The sequence below is a fragment of the Streptomyces scabichelini genome (assembly GCF_011045015.1).
In the GTDB taxonomy this organism is placed as follows: domain Bacteria; phylum Actinomycetota; class Actinomycetes; order Streptomycetales; family Streptomycetaceae; genus Streptomyces; species Streptomyces scabichelini.
In genome coordinates this window covers 1-15,943 of sequence record NZ_JAAKZY010000228.1, presented here as the reverse complement: position 1 = coordinate 15,943, position 15,943 = coordinate 1, and the positions used below count along the sequence as shown (strand labels likewise).

Sequence of the window (15,943 nt, the reverse complement as noted above, 5' to 3'; positions counted from 1 at the left end):
GGGCGGGGACGGGCCGGAGCAGGATGACGCAGCCGTACGTCCCTTCGTGGCCCGAAGCCTGCCGCTGCTGCGGGAGCTGGCGCGCGAGGCCGACGACGCGTCGACGCTGCGGTCCGTCGTCGCGGCGCTCGGGCAGCATCAGGACCCCGCCGCCCTCCCGGAGATCCTCCGGCACGCCGGCCACCCGGACACCGAGGTACGACGAGCCGTCGCGGTGGCTCTGTGCGGGCTCGTCCCCGCCGGGCACGAGGAGGGCCTTTCGCGGCTCGTCTCCCTGGCGGGGGACGCCGACAGAGACGTACGCAACTGGACGGCGACGGCGCTGGCCGTACTCGACACGGACACCCCCACCCTGCGGGACGCCCTCGCCTCACTCCTCGACGACCCGGATCCGGAGGTGGTGGCGGAGGCGGCGCGCGGACTGGCCGTACGTCAGGACCCACGCGCGATCACCGTGCTGGAGCGCCTGCTCACTCAGGAGCGGCCCAACAGCACCCCGCGCACCACCGCCGAGGAGGCGGTCGAACACATACGGGACGACCGGGTACGGACTTTACTGACGTGGACACTGCCACGCCGAATCTGAGGCACTGACGAGCGCCCCTTTAGGGGCGCGGGGCTGTTTCGATCTGCGGCTCCGCCGCGGAGGCGCGACCAGCGCCCCTTTAGGGGCGCGGGGAACTGCGCGACCAGCCACAACGAACCCGCAGCGTCGAAACTGCCTAACCCAGCGGAGCGCTACCGCGCTCCGTACACCGGCTGCGCCACCTCCGCCCCGGCAAGCAGCTTCAGCGTGGTGTCGCCGGCCTCGGCCGGTGTCCAGCGGGCACCCTTGTCGGCGCTCGGGCCGGGACGCCAGCCCTCCATGACGGTGATGCGGCCGCCCTCGGCCTCGAAGACCCGGCCGGTGACCCCGGCGCTCGCGGTGGAACCGAGCCAGACGACGAGCGGCGAGACGTTCTCGGGCGCCATCGCGTCGAAGCCGTCGCCGGGCGCCGCCATCGTCTCGGCGAAGGTCCGCTCGGTCATCCGTGTGCGCGCGGCCGGCGCGATGGCGTTGACCTGCACTCCGTAGCGCCCCATCTCGGCGGCGGCCACCAGCGTGAGCCCCACGATGCCCGCCTTCGCCGCGCTGTAGTTGCCCTGCCCGACCGAGCCCAAAAGGCCCGCTCCGGAGCTGGTGTTGACGACCCGCGCGCGCGGCGTACGCCCTGCCTTCGTCTCCGCCCGCCAGTGCGCGGCGGCGTGCTTCAGCGGCAGAAAGTGCCCCTTCAGGTGGACGCGCATGACGGCGTCCCAGTCGTCCTCGTCGAGATTCACCAGCATCCGGTCGCGCAGGAACCCGGCGTTGTTGACGAGCGTGTCGAGCCGCCCGAACGCGTCGAGTGCCGTGGCGATCAGCGACTGGGCGCCCTCGGCCGTGGCGATGTCCCCGCCGTGCGCGACGGCCTCGCCGCCCGCCGCGCGGATCTCCTCCACGACCAGTGCGGCCGGGCTGTCGGGTCCGGGCGCGCCGTCGAGGCCGACTCCCAGGTCGTTGACGACGACCTGGGCGCCCTCGGCCGCGTACGCGAGGGCGTGCGCCCGTCCGAGGCCCCGCCCCGCGCCCGTGACGATCACGACCCTGCCGTCGCAGATTCCGGTCATGTCACCTCTCCTTGTCGGCAGTCTCGGTCTTGTTGGCCGTCTCGGTCTTGTTGACAGTTGCCGCGTCCAGGAAAGCGGGCCGCTCTCCCCCGCCGTGCACGAGCATGCTGGCGCCGGTGATGTACGCGGCGGAGTCCGAGGCGAGGAAGACGGCGGCCTCGCCGATGTCGGAGGGTTCGGCGAGACGCCCCAGCGGGACCGTTCGGGACACGGACGCGATGCCCTCCTCGTCCCCGTAGTGGAGGTGGGACAGCTCGGTGCGAACCATCCCGACGACCAGCGTGTTGACACGGACGTCCGGCGCCCACTCCACGGCCATCGACCGGGCCAGGTTCTCCAGGCCCGCCTTGGCCGCCCCGTAGGCCGCCGTACCGGGCGAGGGCCGCGTCCCGCTGACGCTGCCGATCATGACGATCGAGCCCCGGGCGCGCTTCAGATGCTCGTACGCCGCCAGGGACACGGTCAGCGGCCCGTTGAGGTTGAGATCGATCACGCGCGCGTGCCGCTCGGCGTCCGTCTCCGTGAGCAGCCGATACGGGGCGCCGCCCGCGTTGTTGACCAGGACGTCGACCCGGGGCAACGAGTCGAAGAAGGCGCGTACGGCCGCCGGGTCACGCACATCGACGGACGCGAACTCGACGCCCTCGACCGGCACTTCGGGCGGTCTGCGGGCGCAGGCCACGACGTGGGCGCCCGCCTCCGCGAACGTCCGGGCGATCCCGGCGCCGACGCCCCGGGTTCCGCCGGTGACCACCACGAGTTGCTTGTCCTGCCGGTTGTCCACAGGGCCTCCCGCTCGTCGGCATTCGCTGTTACCTTCACAACTGATCGCACCTAACAAATGTTTGGTGGAAAGGTAGCTGATGCGCCCATGGGTGTCTCCACCTCGTCCCCGGAAAAGGGGATTTCCGTCGTCACGGTCGACTTCCCGCCCGTGAACGCGCTGCCGGTGCGCGGCTGGTTCGAGCTGGCCGACGCCCTGCGCGCGGCGGGCCGCGACCCCGAGATCCGCTGTGTCGTGCTGACCGCCGAGGGGCGGGGGTTCAACGCGGGCGTCGACATCAAGGAGATACAGCGAGAGCGGAGCGAGCAGGAGGAGCAGGGCGAGCAGGGGAAGCGGGGGGAACTGGGCGGAAAGAGGGGTCCGATGGGCCGTGGCGCGCTGATAGGCGCCAACCGCGGCTGTGCGGAGGCGTTCGCGGCGGTGTACGAGTGCGAGGTGCCCGTGGTGGCGGCGGTGCGGGGCTTCTGCCTGGGCGGCGGCATCGGCCTTGTGGGGAACGCGGACGCGATCGTGGCGAGCGACGACGCCACCTTCGGGCTGCCCGAGCTCGACCGGGGCGCCCTGGGTGCGGCCACACATCTGGCCCGCCTCGTGCCGCAGCACCTGATGCGCGCGCTGTACTACACGTCGCGTACGGCCACGGCGGCCGAGCTGCACGCGCACGGCTCGGTGTGGCGGGTCGTGCCGCGCTCCGAACTCCGGGACGCCGCGCTGGAGTTGGCCCGGGAGATCGCAGCCAAGGACGGGCAGCTGATCCGGCTCGCCAAGGCCGCCATCAATGGCATCGACCCCGTCGACGTGCGCCGCAGCTACCGCTTCGAGCAGGGCTTCACCTACGAGGCCGCCGTCAGCGGGGTGGCGGACCGGGTCCGGGACACATTCAGCCATGACACGTCCGGGAAGGAGGACCGGTGAGCGACAAGACCATGTCGGCGGAGGAGGTCGTCGGCCGCCTGGAGAGCGGGATGACGATCGGCATCGGAGGCTGGGGCTCCCGCCGTAAACCGATGGCGCTCGTGAGAGCACTGCTCCGTTCCGGGATCACCGATCTCACGGTCGTCTCGTACGGCGGCCCGGACGTCGGCATGCTCGCGGCCGCCGGGAAGATACGGAAACTGGTCGCGGCCTTCGCGACGCTCGACTCGATCCCGCTCGAACCGCACTACCGCGCGGCACGCGAGAGCGGTGCTCTCGAACTGATGGAGATCGACGAGGCGATGTTCATGTGGGGACTGCACGCCGCCGCGAACCGGCTGCCCTTCATACCGGTGCGGGCCGGCCTCGGCTCGGATGTGCTGCGGGTCAACCCCGGGCTGCGGACGGTCACTTCGCCGTACGAGGACGAGACGACGGGAGTCCAGGAGACCTTCGTCGCCATGCCCGCCCTGCGCATGGACGCCGCGCTGGTCCATGTGAACCGCGCGGACCGCAGGGGCAACGGGCAGTATCTGGGCCCGGATCCGTACTTCGACGACCTGTTCTGCGAGGCGGCCGACACCGCGTACGTCTCCTGCGAACGACTCGTCGAAAGTACCGACATGGCCGAGCTGACGAAGGAGGCCGCCCCGCAGACCCTGCTCATCAAGCGGCACAGCGTGACCGGCGTGGTGGAGGCGCCGAACGGGGCGCACTTCACGTCCTGCGCGCCGGACTACGAGCGGGACGAGACATTCCAGCGGCTTTACGCGACCACTCCCTGGCCGGAGTTCGCCGAGCGGTTCCTGAGCGGGAACGAGAAGGACTACCAGTCCGCCGTACAGGCCTGGGAAGTGTCGAACGTGTCGAACGCCTCGGACGCGTCGGACCCTTCCGGCCCCTCGGACAGGGAGCGGTGATGAGCGAGGTGGTGAGTGACGTGACGCGTGAGGTGACGCGTGCCGAGTACTGCGTGATCGCCTGCGCCGAGGCATGGCGGGACAACGGCGAGGTGCTCGCCAGCCCCATGGGTGCCGTCCCGTCCGTCGGCGCCCGCCTCGCCAGGCGCACCTTCGCCCCCGACCTGCTCCTGACCGATGGAGAGGCCATGCTGGTGGGCCCGGACGGCACGCCGGAGGGCTGGCTGCCGTACCGGCAGCACCTCACGATGGTCACCGGCGGCCGGCGCCACGTGATGATGGGCGCGAGCCAGATAGACCGGTTCGGCAACCAGAACATCTCCTGCATCGGCGACTGGCAGCAGCCCGTGCGACAGCTCCTCGGGGTGCGGGGCGCGCCGGTCAACACCCTGAACAATCCCGTCAGTTACTGGATCCCGAAGCACTCCACGCGGGTCTTCGTCGAGAAGGTCGACATGATCTGCGGGGTCGGGTACGACAGCGCGGCGGCGGCCGGTCCCACGGCGACTCGCTATCACCGCATCCCTCGGGTCGTCTCCAACCTCGGCGTCTTCGACTTCGCGACCCCGGACCGCTCGATGCGGCTCGCCTCGGTGCATCCGGGGGTGACGGTCGAGGAGGTCAGAGAGGCGACGGGCTTCGAGCTGACGGTCCCGGAGGAGGTGCCGTACACACGCGAACCGACTGCGGCGGAGCTGGAGTTGATACGCGAGGTGATCGACCCGCGGGGGCAGCGCGATCGCGAGGTCCCGGCGAGGCGGGGCGGCCCCAAGGCTCCTGCCGGCCGGGGCGACCGTGAGGTCAAGAGCTGATGGAGACGGCACTCACGAAGCTCGTCGGGGTGCGGCACCCGATCGTGCAGACCGGCATGGGCTGGGTCGCCGGCCCGCGCCTGGTCTCCGCCTCCGCGAACGCGGGCGCCCTGGGCATCCTGGCCTCCGCGACAATGACCGTGCAGGAGCTGCGGAGTGCCGTCCGGGAGGTCAAGTCCCGTACGGATGAGCCGTTCGGCGTGAACCTGCGGGCGGACGCGGGCGACGCCCACGACCGGGTGCGGATCATCATCGACGAGGGCGTGAAGGTCGCCTCGTTCGCGCTCGCGCCCTCCCGTGAGCTGATCGCCGAGCTCAAGGACGCGGGTGTCGTCGTCATCCCGTCCATCGGTGCCCGCCGCCACGCCGAGAAGGTCGCGGCCTGGGGTGCGGACGCGGTGATCGTGCAGGGCGGCGAGGGCGGTGGGCACACGGGCGAGGTGGCGACGACGGTGCTGTTGCCGCAGGTCGTGGACGCCGTGGACATACCTGTCGTCGCGGCGGGCGGCTTCTTCGACGGCCGGGGCCTGGTCGCGGCGCTCGCGTACGGGGCGGCGGGCATCGCGATGGGCACACGTTTTCTGCTCACCTCGGACTCCACGGTCCCGGACGCGGTGAAGGCCCAGTACCTCGCGGCGACGGTCAAGGACGTCACGGTGACGACAGCCGTGGACGGCCTGCCCCACCGCATGCTCCGCACGGACCTCGTCAACTCCCTTGAGGAAGCGGGCCGTACGAGATCCCTGGTCCGGGCGCTCCGCCGAGCCGCCGCCTTCAGAAAACTGTCCGGCCTCACCTGGTCCCGGATGATCCGCGACGGCCTGGCGATGAAGCACGGCAAGGACCTCTCCTGGAGCCAGGTCCTCCTCGCCGCCAACACGCCCATGCTGCTGCGCGCGTCGATGGTCGAGGGCCGTACGGACCTGGGGGTGATGGCCTCGGGCCAGGTGGCCGGAGTGATCGAGGACCTGCCGTCATGTGCGGAGCTGGTGGAACGCGTGATGACCGATGCCGAGCGGGTGCTCCAGGAACTGGCCGCCGCCAAGCACTGAGGTGACCGACGGACGTCAGAGCCGCTCGATGATCGTCACGTTGGCCTGACCGCCCCCCTCGCACATCGTCTGCAGTCCGAACCGTCCTCCCGTGCGCTCCAGTTCGTGCAGCAGCGTCGTCATCAGCTTGACGCCCGTCGCGCCCAGCGGGTGTCCGAGGGCGATCGCACCCCCGTTGACGTTGACCTTTGCCGGATCCGCGCCGGTCTCCTTCAGCCAGGCCAGGACGACGGGGGCGAAGGCTTCGTTGATCTCCACGAGGTCGATGTCGTCGATCGTCAGGCCGGTCTTCTTGAGGGCGTGCGCGGTGGCCGGGATGGGTGCCGTGAGCATGCGGATCGGGTCCTCGCCGCGTACGGAGAGGTGGTGCACGCGCGCGCGTGGGGTGAGCCCGTGTTCGCGTACCGCCCGCTCGGAGGCGAGCAGCATCGCGGAGGCGCCGTCGGAGACCTGGGAGGAGCAGGCGGCGGTGATGGTGCCGCCGTCGATGACCGGCTTCAGGCCCGCCATCTTCTCCAGGGAGGTGTCCCGGCGCGGCCCCTCGTCGGCCGTGACGTCTCCGTACGCCACGATCTCGCGCTCGAAGCGGCCCTCGTCGATCGCCCCGATCGCCCGCTGGTGGGACCGCAGCGCGAACTCCTCCTGGTCGAGGCGACTGATCCCCCACTTGGCGGCGATCATCTCGGCGCCGACGAACTGGTTCACCGGCTGGTCCCCGTACCGTGCCCGCCACCCCTCGCTCCCCGCGAACGGCCCCTCCGTCAGCCCCAGCGGCTCGGTGGCCCGCCCGGAGGCGAACCCGATGGGGACCTGCGTCATGTTCTGGACGCCGCCCGCGACCACGAGGTCCTGCGTGCCGGACAGCACGCCCTGCGCGGCGAAGTGCACGGCCTGCTGGGACGAACCGCACTGCCGGTCGACCGTCACCCCGGGCACCTCCTCGGGCAGCCCGGCCGCCAGCCAGGACGTCCGCGCGATGTCACCGGCCTGCGGCCCCACGGTGTCCAGACAGCCGAAGACGACGTCCTCGACGGCGGACGGGTCGACTCCGGAGCGCGCGACGAGGGCCTTCAGCACATGTGCGCCCAGGTCGGCCGCATGCACCCCGCTCAGACCGCCCTTGCGCCGCCCGACGGGCGTACGGACCGCTTCGACGATGTAGGCCTCGGCCATGACAACTCCCCAGTGAATCCTGAATCCCGATGAGTAATGAGTAATGAGCTACGTACGTACGGCGATCCCGTCCAGCACCATCGACAGGTACTGCCGGGCGATCTCCTCCGGGCTGTGCTGTCCCCCGGGCCGGTACCAGGACGCGGCGACCCACACGGTGTCGCGCACGAACCGGTAGGTGAGCCGGATGTCGAGGTCGTCCCGGAAGACCTCGGCGTCCACACCCCGCTCCAGCGCGGACAGCCATGCCTTCTCGAAATTGCGCTGCGACTCGGCGAGGAACGCGAAGCGCTCCTGGGACACCAGGTGCCTGGACTCCTTCTGGTAGATGGCGACGGCCGCACGATGCCGGTCGATCTCCCGGAAGGACTCGGTGACCAGGGCCTCCAGGGTCTCCCGGGGCCCGAGCTCGGCTTCCAGGACGGTGTCGTACCCGTCCCACAGCTCGTCCAGGAACGTCCGCAGGATCTCCTCCAGCATCGACTCCTTGGAGTCGAAGTGGTAGTAGAGGCTGCCCGCGAGCATGCCCGCGTGGTCGGCGATCTTGCGGACGGTGGTGGCGTTGTAGCCCTGCTCGGCGAAGACCTCGGCGGCGGTGCCGAGGAGTTCACGACGCCGCTCGGGCGTGGCGGTCACCTGGGGCTTCTTCTTCGTAGGCACGGATCCATTGTCGTCCTAGGCGTGCTGGCTGCTGACGGAGACGATCTCGCCGGTCATGTACGAGGAGTAGCCGGACGCCAGGAACACGATCACGTTGGCCACCTCCCACGGCTCGGCGTACCGTCCGAAGGCCTCGCGGGCGGTCAGCTCCTCCAGCAGTTCGGGGGTGGTGACCTTCACGAGGTGCGGGTGCATGGCGAGGCTCGGCGACACCGCGTTCACCCGGACCCCGTACTCCGCCGCCTCCAGGGCCGCGCACCGGGTCAGCGCCATCACGCCCGCCTTCGCGGCGGCGTAGTGCGCTTGACCGGCCTGGGCGCGCCAGCCGACGACGGACGCGTTGTTCACGATCACGCCGCCGCCGGACTCGCGCATCGCCCGCAGTGCCGCCCGCGTACACCGGAACGTGCCGTTCAGCGTGACGTCGAGCACCTTCGACCACTGCTCGTCCGTCATGTCGACCAGGGGCGAAGTGCCGCCCAGGCCCGCGTTGTTGACCACGATGTCGAGTCGGCCGTGCAGGCGCACAGCCGTCTCGAAGAGGGCCCGTATCTGCGTCTCGTCGGTGACGTCGCAGGGCAGCGAGTCGACGCAGGAGGCACCGAACTCGGCGCTCAACGCCTCCGCGCTCTCCTTGAGCCGTCGCGCGTGCGCGTCGCTGATCAGCACGCGCGCGCCCTCCTCCAGGAACCGGCGCGCGGTCGCCCCGCCGATCCCCGCGCCCGCGGCGGCGGTGATGACGGCGGTCCGCTCCTTCAGCAGGCCATGACCGGATACGTACGCCGGACCCTCGACGTCTGTCATACCGCCACGCTAACCTACCAAACACTTGTTAGGGAAGCGCTAAGCCTAAGGATCGCCGCTGATGGATCTCGCCTTCACGCCGGACGAGCAAGCCTTCCGGAGCGAAGCCCGGGCCTGGCTCGACGCCCATGTGCCCACCACTCCCCTCCCCTCCCTGGAGACCGAGGTGGGCTTCGCGGCACACCGCGCGTGGGAGGCCGAACTGGCCGCGGACCGGTGGTCGGTGGTGTCCTGGCCGGCCGCGTACGGCGGGCGGGGCGTCGACATCATCCAGTGGCTGATCTTCGAGGAGGAGTACTACGCGGCGGGCGCGCCGGGCCGGGTCAGCCAGAACGGCATCAGCCTGCTCGCGCCCACCCTCTTCGACCACGGCACGGAGGAGCAGCGCGCCAGGATCCTGCCGCCCATGGCGTCCGGCGAGGTGATCTGGGCACAGGCGTGGTCCGAGCCCGAGGCCGGCTCGGACCTGGCCTCGCTCCGGTCCAGAGCGGTGCGCACGGCCGGGGGCTGGCTGCTGACCGGACAGAAGACGTGGTCGTCGCGGGCCGCGTTCGCCGACCGCGCGTTCGGACTGTTCCGCAGCGAGCCCGACACCCCGAAGCCGCACCAGGGGCTCACGTACGTGATGTTCGATCTGCGTGCGCCGGGCGTCACCGTCCGCCCCATCGGCCGCCTCGACGGGAAGCCGGCCTTCGCCGAACTCTTCCTGGACGAGGTCTTCGTGCCGGACGAGGACGTGATCGGCGAGCCCGGCCAGGGCTGGCGTGTCGCCATGTCGACCGCGGGCAACGAGCGGGGTCTGACCCTCCGCTCCCCCGGCCGTTTCCTCGCCGCCGCCGACCGGCTCGTCGACCTGTGGCGGGCTCACGGCGACCCGTCCGACACGGCCCTGCGCGACCGCGTGGCGGACGCGGTGATCGGCGCCCGCGCGTACCGGCTCTTCACCTACGCGGGCGCCTCCCGCTTCCTCGACGGCGAGCCCATCGGCCCCGAGTCCAGCCTGAACAAGGTCTTCTGGTCGGAGTACGACATCGCCCTGCACGAGACGGCCCTCGATCTGCTCGGCCCGGACGGCGAGGTGGCGGATGGTGAGGCGGTGAATGCGGTGTCGGCCGACGGTCACTGGGCGGAGGGGTACGTCTTCTCGCTCGCCGGCCCCATCTATGCCGGCACGAACGAGATCCAGCGCGACATCATCGCCGAGCGCCTCCTCGGCCTGCCGAAGGGACGCCGCTGATGCGCTTCCTCCTGGACGACGAACAGCGCGCCTTCGCCCACTCGCTGGACGCGATGCTGACGGCCGCGGACACACCGTCGGTCGTACGGTCCTGGAGTGCCGGAGACCAGACGGCCGGACGCGCGCTGTGGTCCCGTATCGCGGAGGCGGGCGTCTTCGCGCTGGCCATACCGGAGTCGTACGAGGGAGTGGGCCCCCGTCCCGTCGAACTGGCGGTGGCCTTCGTGGAGTTGGGCCGCCATGCTGTGCCGGGCCCCTTGGTGGAGACGGTCACGGCGGCGGCTCTGCTGACGGAGCTGTACGACCCGGGCCCCGCCAAGCGTCTGCTCCCCTCGCTGGCCTCGGGCGAGTCGGTGGCAACGGTCGCGCCTTCGGGGTCGTACGCGCTGGATGGAGACGCGGCGACGGCACTGCTGTCCCTGGACGGCGACGAACTGCGACTGGCCCCCGGACACGGCCCGGTGCGCACGTCCCTCGACCCGGCCCGCCGCCTCACGCACCTCGATCCCGGCGGCGAACTCCTCGCCAGGAACCCGCCCGTCGCCCACGCCCTCACCTGGGCACGGCTCGCCACCGCCGCCCAGGCCCTGGGTGTGGGCCTTGCCCTCCTCGACAAAACGGTGGCGTACGTCAAGCAGCGCACCCAGTTCGGTGTGTCCATAGGCTCGTTCCAGGCGGTCAAGCATCAACTGGCCGACGCGAAGATCGCGTCGGAGTTCGCGCGCCCGCTCCTCTTCGGCGCCGCGCTGTCCATGGACCCGGCCGACGTCGCCGCGGCCAAGGTCACGGCATGCGAGGCGGCGTACGCCATCGCGCGCACGGCGCTGCAACTGCACGGTGCGATCGGCTACACCGCGGAGTACGACCTGTCTCTGTGGCTGACCAAGGCCCGTGCCCTGCGGACCGCCTGGGGCAGTCCGGGCGAGTGTCGAGCCGTGGTGCTCGACAGCGGGTTCAGTGGTGGTGGTCGCCGCTCGTGAGTTCCTGGTACTCCTCGGGGGTCGGTTTGGGGATGTGCGTCTGCGGGCCGTACATGGCGCGGGCCAGCCGGGCGCGCAGCCGCGTGGTGGGCCCGACCTTCCGGGCAACACCGTTCGCGTCGACGAGCGGGCCGACCTCGTACGGCGGGGCCTGTTCGTGCTGGGTCAGGGTGAACCGCTGGGCCTGCGAGAGCGGTTCGTGCACCTCGATGAACTCGCCGTTCGGCAGCCGTTTGATGGTGCCGGACTCCCTGCCGTGCAGCACCTTGTCCCGGTCACGGCGTTGCAGCCCCAGACAGATCCGTCTGGTGATGATGAACGCGAGGACGGGCACCACGAAGAAGCCGATCCGCACGGACCACGTGATCACGTTGATGGAGAGATGGAAGCGTGTGGCCACGATGTCGTTGCCGCCGCCGATCAGCAGCACCCCGTACAGACTGAGCCAGGCCACCCCGAGGCCGGTGCGCGTGGGCACGTTGCGCGGCCGGTCCAGGATGTGGTGTTCGCGTTTGTCCCCGGTGATCCATGCCTCGATGAACGGGTACACGCCGATCGCCAGCATGATCAGCGGGAAGAGCGAGAAGGGGATGAAGACGCCCAGCTCCAGGGTGTGGCCGAAGGCGTTGATCTCCCATCCCGGCATCACCCGGATCAGCCCCTCGGAGAAGCCGAGGTACCAGTCGGGCTGGGCACCGGTGGTGACCAGGTCGGCCCGGTAGGGGCCGAAGGCCCACACGGGGTTGATGGTCGCGATCGCGCCCATCACCGACAGCGCACCGAACACCAGGAAGAAGAAGCCGCCGGCCTTGGCCATGTAGACAGGCAGGAACGGCATGCCGACCACGGACTTCTGGTCGCGTCCGGGCCCGGGGAACTGCGTGTGCTTGTGGTAGAAGACCAGGATCAGATGGGCGACCACCAGGCCGAGCATGATCCCGGGCAGCAGGAGGATGTGGATCGGGTACAGCCGGGAGATGATGTCGTCCCCCGGGAACTCTCCGCCGAAGAGGAAGAAGGAGAGATACGTTCCCACGACCGGCACGGACAGGATCGCGCCCTGTGCGAAGCGCAGGCCGGTGCCGGAGAGCAGGTCGTCGGGGAGCGAGTAGCCGGTCAGCCCGGTGATGATGCCGAGGAACAGCAGCGTCCAGCCGAACAGCCAGTTCAGCTCGCGCGGCTTGCGGAACGCGCCGGTGAAGAACACCCGCATCATGTGGATGAGCATCCCGGCGACGAACACGACCGCCGCCCAGTGGTGGATCTGCCGGATGAGCAGTCCGCCGCGTACGTCGAAGCTGATGTCGAGCGTGGACTCGTACGCCCTGGTCATGATGATGCCGTTCAGGGGCTCGTACGAACCGTTGTAGACGGTCTCGGCGCTGCTCGGCTCGAAGAACAGGGTGAGGTAGACACCTGTGAGGATCAGGATGAGGAAGGTGTAGAGGCAGATCTCGCCCAGCATGAAGGACGGGTGGTCAGGGAACACCTTGCGCATCTGGGCCTTGGCAAGGCCGTAGATCCCGAGCCGTCCGTCGGCCCAGTCCGCCAGCCGTTCGCCCTTGGCCGTCTGTGCCGGCCGCCCGCTCGTACCGTGCCGGTTCAGCGATCGCGCACCCATGCGTGGCCTCCCGCTCGGCTCATCTCAGGATGGCAGGAGGGTCCGGCGAAGCCAACGGATCGTTCAGGATCTCCGCCAGCGATACGCGGGAACCCTCCAGTTCGGCGATGCGCTGCTCGATGCCGCGGAGCTGGTCCAGAAGCATCGGCGTCAGGCACGGCTCGACCTCGGCGTCACTTCCACAGACACAGTCCAGGATCTCGCGGATCACCCGCGTGTTCAGACCGGCATCCAGGAAGGCGCGGATACGGCGTACGGTGCGGGGCGCATCGGCGTCGTACGAGCGATGGCCGCCCGTGGTGCGCTCCGCGGCGAGCAGGCCCTGTTCCTCGTAGTAACGCAGCAGCCGGACGCTGACGCCGGTCTCGCGGGACAACTCCCCGATCTTCATGTGATCCCTCTCACAGCGTCTGACCTTGAATCTCACATCCGTGTGAGGTCCTAGCGTCACCGTCATGACGAACACAACGATATTCCAGCTCGGCGGCGACCTGCAGGTACGGCGCATCGGCTACGGCGCCATGCGGCTGACCGGCGCCCCCGGCGAACGCGGCGGGTCCACCGCCCCCATCTGGACCGCACCCACCGACCGCGCCGGTGCCGTGGCCCTCCTCCGCGAGGCGGTCGAGCTCGGGGTGAACCTCTTCGACACGGCCGACGCCTACGCCCTGGGCGCGAACGAGGAACTGCTCGCCGAGGCCCTCCACCCCTACCGCGACGGGATCGTCGTCGCCACCAAGGCCGGTGTGGTGCGGCCCGGCCCGGCCGAGTGGGTCACCCATGGGCACCCCGCCTATCTGCGTCAGCAGGCCGAGCTCAGTCTGCGCCGGCTGCGTACGGACCGTGTCGATCTGCTGCAACTGCACCGCATCGACCCGGAGTACCCGCTCGCCGACCAGATCGGCGCGCTCAAGCAGCTCCAGGACGAGGGCAAGGTCCGGCACATCGGGCTCTCCGAGGTGACGGTGGAGGAGTTGCGGGCGGCTTCGGAGATCGCACCGATCGCGAGCGTGCAGAACATGTACAACCTGGCCGACCGCGGGCACGACCCGGTCGTCGACCACACCGCCGAACGAGGCATCGCCTTCCTGCCCTTCTTCCCCATCGCCATGGGCGGCCACGCAGGCGATGACAGCCCGGTCGCGGCCGTCGCCGGGGAGCTGGGTGCCACACCGTCCCAGACCGCCCTGGCCTGGCTCCTGCACCGCTCCCCGAACATCATCCCGATCCCGGGTACGTCCTCGCTCGCGCACTTGGCGGAGAACGTGGGGGCGCTCGAAGTCACCCTCAGCGAGACGCAGTTCGCGCGGCTGTCAGGGGCGGTGCCGGTCGGGGCGAGTGCCTGAGGCGCAGCCCGCGGGCACGGCGAGGCCACGCGGACGGGCAACGGCTCAGGGGGACGGTCAGCGGCCGTACGGTCACTGGATGATCCCCTGGGCCCGCGCCGCCGTCAGCCACTGCGGGAACTCGGCCACCAGGCGGTCGTACAGCTCAGGGTCGGAGACCCGTCGCGGGTCCGAGCCGGCGTGGAAGAAACCGGCGTTGTCGATCGGGCGCTTGGCCGGTACGGCCAGGTCGTCGAGCTTGCGGAGGAAGTCGAACTGCTTGCTCGTCGCGTCGCCGAAGCCGATGAACTGCCAGAAGAGGGGGAGCCTCGCCGCCTTGCACAGGTACCGCTCGGCGGCGAGCTTGTTGATCGGTCCGCCGTCCGTCTGGAAGACGACCAGGGCCGGGTCCTTGGAGCCGCTGTCCAGGTAGTGGTCGATGACCGCGTCCATGGCCAGGTGGTAGCTCGTCTTGCCCATGTGGCCGAGGCCCGCGACGATCCGCTCGATACGGCCCTGGTGGTTGTCGAGGGCGATGTCCGTCACCGCGTCGATGTCCGTGGAGAAGAACACGACGGGTACGGTCCCGTCGTCGTCCAAGTGCGCCGAGAGCCCCAGCACCCGGTCGGCGAGCGCCTGCACGCTGCCGTCCTTGTAGTACGGCTTCATCGAACCCGAGTAGTCGACGACGAGATAGACGGCGGCCCGCTGTCCGCTCAGCCCGTGCCCGGCGAGTGAGGCTCCCGCACTCTTGTAGAGGGAGACCAGCGCGGGCGCGGTCTCCTCCACCTTGCTGAGGCTGATCCCGGCCACGCGCGGCTCCTTACGGTCATGGACTGACCGGGTGAGCCTAGCTCGGAGAGGAGCTTGGGGGTCCACCGCTCAACTCGGCGAGCGGTGGAACGTTTACTCTGAGCGCCATGAAGCGCGCTGGTTGCCTGATGTTCGCCGCCCTGCCCGTCGTCGTGACGGCCACGGTCTACCTCCTCACGCCCGGGGAGACCGAGTCGCAGGGCGCCAAGGGGACGCCGTCCGCGTCACAGCAGGCCCGGCAGGACGACAAAGCCGGGCGGGCGGCCGAGGACGCGCTGATCGCGGATCTGCCGCCCGGGCTCTCGGCGCCCAAGAAGAAGGAACTGGCGCAGCAGATCGTGGCGAGCGCGGAGAACTCCACGCTGAACTGGCGTGACCAGTACGGCTACATCGAGGACATCGGCGACGGCCAGGGCTACACCGCGGGCATCATCGGCTTCTGCACCGGCACGCACGACCTCCTCGTACTCGTCGAGAGCTACACGAAGGAGCACCCGGACAACGGTCTCGCCCGTTATATGCCCGCTCTGCGCAAGGTCGACGGCACGGACTCCCACGAGGGTCTTGACCCCGGCTTCACGGCGGCCTGGAAGAGGGAGGCGGAGGTGGCGGCCTTCCGCAAGGCCCAGGACGCGGTACGCGACCGCATCTACTTCGAGCCCGCGGTCCGCCTCGCCAAGCTGGACGGCCTGGGCACGCTCGGACAGTTCATCTACTACGACGCGATGGTTCTGCACGGCCCCGGCACGGGTCCCAACGGTTTCTACGGTCTGCGTGAACGTGCCCTGTCCGAGGCGGACACTCCGGCGCAGGGTGGCAAGGAGAAGGCGTACCTCGACATCTTCCTGGACATCCGCCGCACGGCCATGAAGTCCAAGAAGGCCCACCGCGACACGACGCGCATCGACACGGCTCAGCGGCGTTTCCTGTACGACGGGAACTTCGACCTCGACGCTCCGCTGGAGTGGGCGGTGTACGGAGAAACGTTCCGAGTGCCGGACTAGCGGGCCCGCGGGGTTTTCGCCCCCGCCGCCCTTACCCGTCCCATACCAAGGGGCTCCGCCCCTGGACCCCGCTGGGGGCTGCGCCCCCAGGCCCCCGCTGTCGGCCTGGCGGCCTCGTCCTCAAACGCCGGACGGGCTGAGTTCAGCCCGCCCGGCGCAAATCAGCCCGTCCGGCGTTTGAGGACCGGGGTTCCGG

General features: G+C 70.1%; 17 protein-coding genes. 9 read left to right on the top strand and 8 right to left on the bottom strand.

The genetic code is table 11. The features are described 5' to 3' along the window. Positions 1-586: HEAT repeat domain-containing protein (locus G5C60_RS42170; RefSeq protein ID WP_206440656.1), on the top strand; the 586-nt coding region annotated here is incomplete at its 5' end. 152 nt (positions 587-738) lie between these two features. Here the strand turns inward: G5C60_RS42170 and G5C60_RS42165 are convergent. Beyond that, the gene (locus tag G5C60_RS42165; protein WP_165267992.1) at positions 739-1,647 is read right to left on the bottom strand and encodes an SDR family oxidoreductase; all 909 of its coding nucleotides are present in this window, start codon (positions 1,645-1,647) and stop codon (positions 739-741) included. A gap of 1 nt (position 1,648) precedes the next feature. Next, the gene (locus G5C60_RS42160) at positions 1,649-2,431 is read right to left on the bottom strand and encodes an SDR family oxidoreductase (RefSeq protein ID WP_165267990.1); all 783 of its coding nucleotides are present in this window, start codon (positions 2,429-2,431) and stop codon (positions 1,649-1,651) included. Between the two features lie 87 nt (positions 2,432-2,518). Here G5C60_RS42160 and G5C60_RS42155 point away from each other — a divergent pair, with 87 nt between their 5' ends. From G5C60_RS42155 to G5C60_RS42140, 4 genes are read left to right on the top strand one after another with little or no spacing between them, the layout of a single operon-like run. Next, positions 2,519-3,346 (top strand): enoyl-CoA hydratase family protein, encoded by an 828-nt coding sequence (locus G5C60_RS42155; protein WP_165267988.1) that lies wholly within the window; start codon positions 2,519-2,521, stop codon positions 3,344-3,346. Then, a complete protein-coding gene (locus G5C60_RS42150; RefSeq protein ID WP_165267986.1) occupies positions 3,343-4,266 on the top strand; it encodes a CoA transferase subunit A in 924 nt (307 codons plus the stop codon). Before G5C60_RS42155 ends, G5C60_RS42150 begins: the two co-directional genes overlap by 4 nt. Further along, positions 4,266-5,078: a CoA-transferase subunit beta gene (locus tag G5C60_RS42145; RefSeq protein ID WP_165267984.1), complete on the top strand. Its 813-nt coding sequence runs from the start codon at positions 4,266-4,268 to the stop codon at positions 5,076-5,078. Before G5C60_RS42150 ends, G5C60_RS42145 begins: the two co-directional genes overlap by 1 nt. Further along, positions 5,078-6,130 (top strand): NAD(P)H-dependent flavin oxidoreductase, encoded by a 1,053-nt coding sequence (locus G5C60_RS42140; RefSeq protein WP_165267982.1) that lies wholly within the window; start codon positions 5,078-5,080, stop codon positions 6,128-6,130. Before G5C60_RS42145 ends, G5C60_RS42140 begins: the two co-directional genes overlap by 1 nt. 15 nt (positions 6,131-6,145) lie before the next feature. Here G5C60_RS42140 and G5C60_RS42135 read toward each other — a convergent pair whose 3' ends face one another. The 3 genes from G5C60_RS42135 to G5C60_RS42125 are packed head-to-tail and all read right to left on the bottom strand — an operon-like array spanning position 6,146 to position 8,767. Beyond that, positions 6,146-7,303 carry an acetyl-CoA C-acetyltransferase gene (locus G5C60_RS42135; RefSeq protein ID WP_165267980.1) on the bottom strand — a complete coding sequence of 386 codons (1,158 nt, stop codon included), beginning with the start codon at positions 7,301-7,303 and terminating at the stop codon, positions 6,146-6,148. A gap of 48 nt (positions 7,304-7,351) precedes the next feature. Continuing rightward, positions 7,352-7,963: a TetR-type transcription factor C-terminal domain-containing protein gene (locus tag G5C60_RS42130; protein ID WP_165267978.1), complete on the bottom strand. Its 612-nt coding sequence runs from the start codon at positions 7,961-7,963 to the stop codon at positions 7,352-7,354. Positions 7,964-7,978: 15 nt separating this feature from the next. Continuing rightward, a complete protein-coding gene (locus G5C60_RS42125; RefSeq protein ID WP_165267976.1) occupies positions 7,979-8,767 on the bottom strand; it encodes an SDR family oxidoreductase in 789 nt (262 codons plus the stop codon). A gap of 61 nt (positions 8,768-8,828) precedes the next feature. Between G5C60_RS42125 and G5C60_RS42120 the strand changes: the two genes are divergently transcribed. Continuing rightward, positions 8,829-10,004 carry an acyl-CoA dehydrogenase family protein gene (locus tag G5C60_RS42120; protein WP_165267974.1) on the top strand — a complete coding sequence of 392 codons (1,176 nt, stop codon included), beginning with the start codon at positions 8,829-8,831 and terminating at the stop codon, positions 10,002-10,004. Then, entirely contained in the window at positions 10,004-10,984 is a 981-nt protein-coding gene (locus tag G5C60_RS42115; protein ID WP_165267972.1) for an acyl-CoA dehydrogenase family protein, read from the top strand. Before G5C60_RS42120 ends, G5C60_RS42115 begins: the two co-directional genes overlap by 1 nt. Here G5C60_RS42115 and qcrB read toward each other — a convergent pair. Both qcrB and G5C60_RS42105 read right to left on the bottom strand, forming a co-directional pair. Then, on the bottom strand, positions 10,959-12,605 hold the full coding sequence (gene qcrB / locus G5C60_RS42110) for a cytochrome bc1 complex cytochrome b subunit (RefSeq protein WP_165267970.1): 1,647 nt from the start codon (positions 12,603-12,605) through the stop codon (positions 10,959-10,961). The genes G5C60_RS42115 and qcrB overlap by 26 nt on opposite strands. Positions 12,606-12,624: 19 nt before the next feature. After that, positions 12,625-12,996, bottom strand: coding sequence for a MerR family transcriptional regulator (locus G5C60_RS42105; protein WP_165267968.1), 372 nt, complete (start codon positions 12,994-12,996; stop codon positions 12,625-12,627). A gap of 64 nt (positions 12,997-13,060) precedes the next feature. On the opposite strand from G5C60_RS42105, the gene G5C60_RS42100 reads away from it, so the two are divergent. Then, on the top strand, positions 13,061-13,951 hold the full coding sequence (locus G5C60_RS42100) for an aldo/keto reductase (RefSeq protein ID WP_165267966.1): 891 nt from the start codon (positions 13,061-13,063) through the stop codon (positions 13,949-13,951). A gap of 72 nt (positions 13,952-14,023) precedes the next feature. On the opposite strand, the gene G5C60_RS42095 is transcribed toward G5C60_RS42100, so the two are convergent. Then, positions 14,024-14,743, bottom strand: a complete 720-nt coding sequence (locus tag G5C60_RS42095; RefSeq protein ID WP_165267964.1) for a VWA domain-containing protein — start codon at positions 14,741-14,743, stop codon at positions 14,024-14,026. Between the two features lie 107 nt (positions 14,744-14,850). Here G5C60_RS42095 and G5C60_RS42090 point away from each other — a divergent pair, with 107 nt between their 5' ends. Further along, the gene (locus tag G5C60_RS42090) at positions 14,851-15,747 is read left to right on the top strand and encodes a chitosanase (RefSeq protein ID WP_165267962.1); all 897 of its coding nucleotides are present in this window, start codon (positions 14,851-14,853) and stop codon (positions 15,745-15,747) included. Positions 15,748-15,943: the final 196 nt, after the last annotated feature.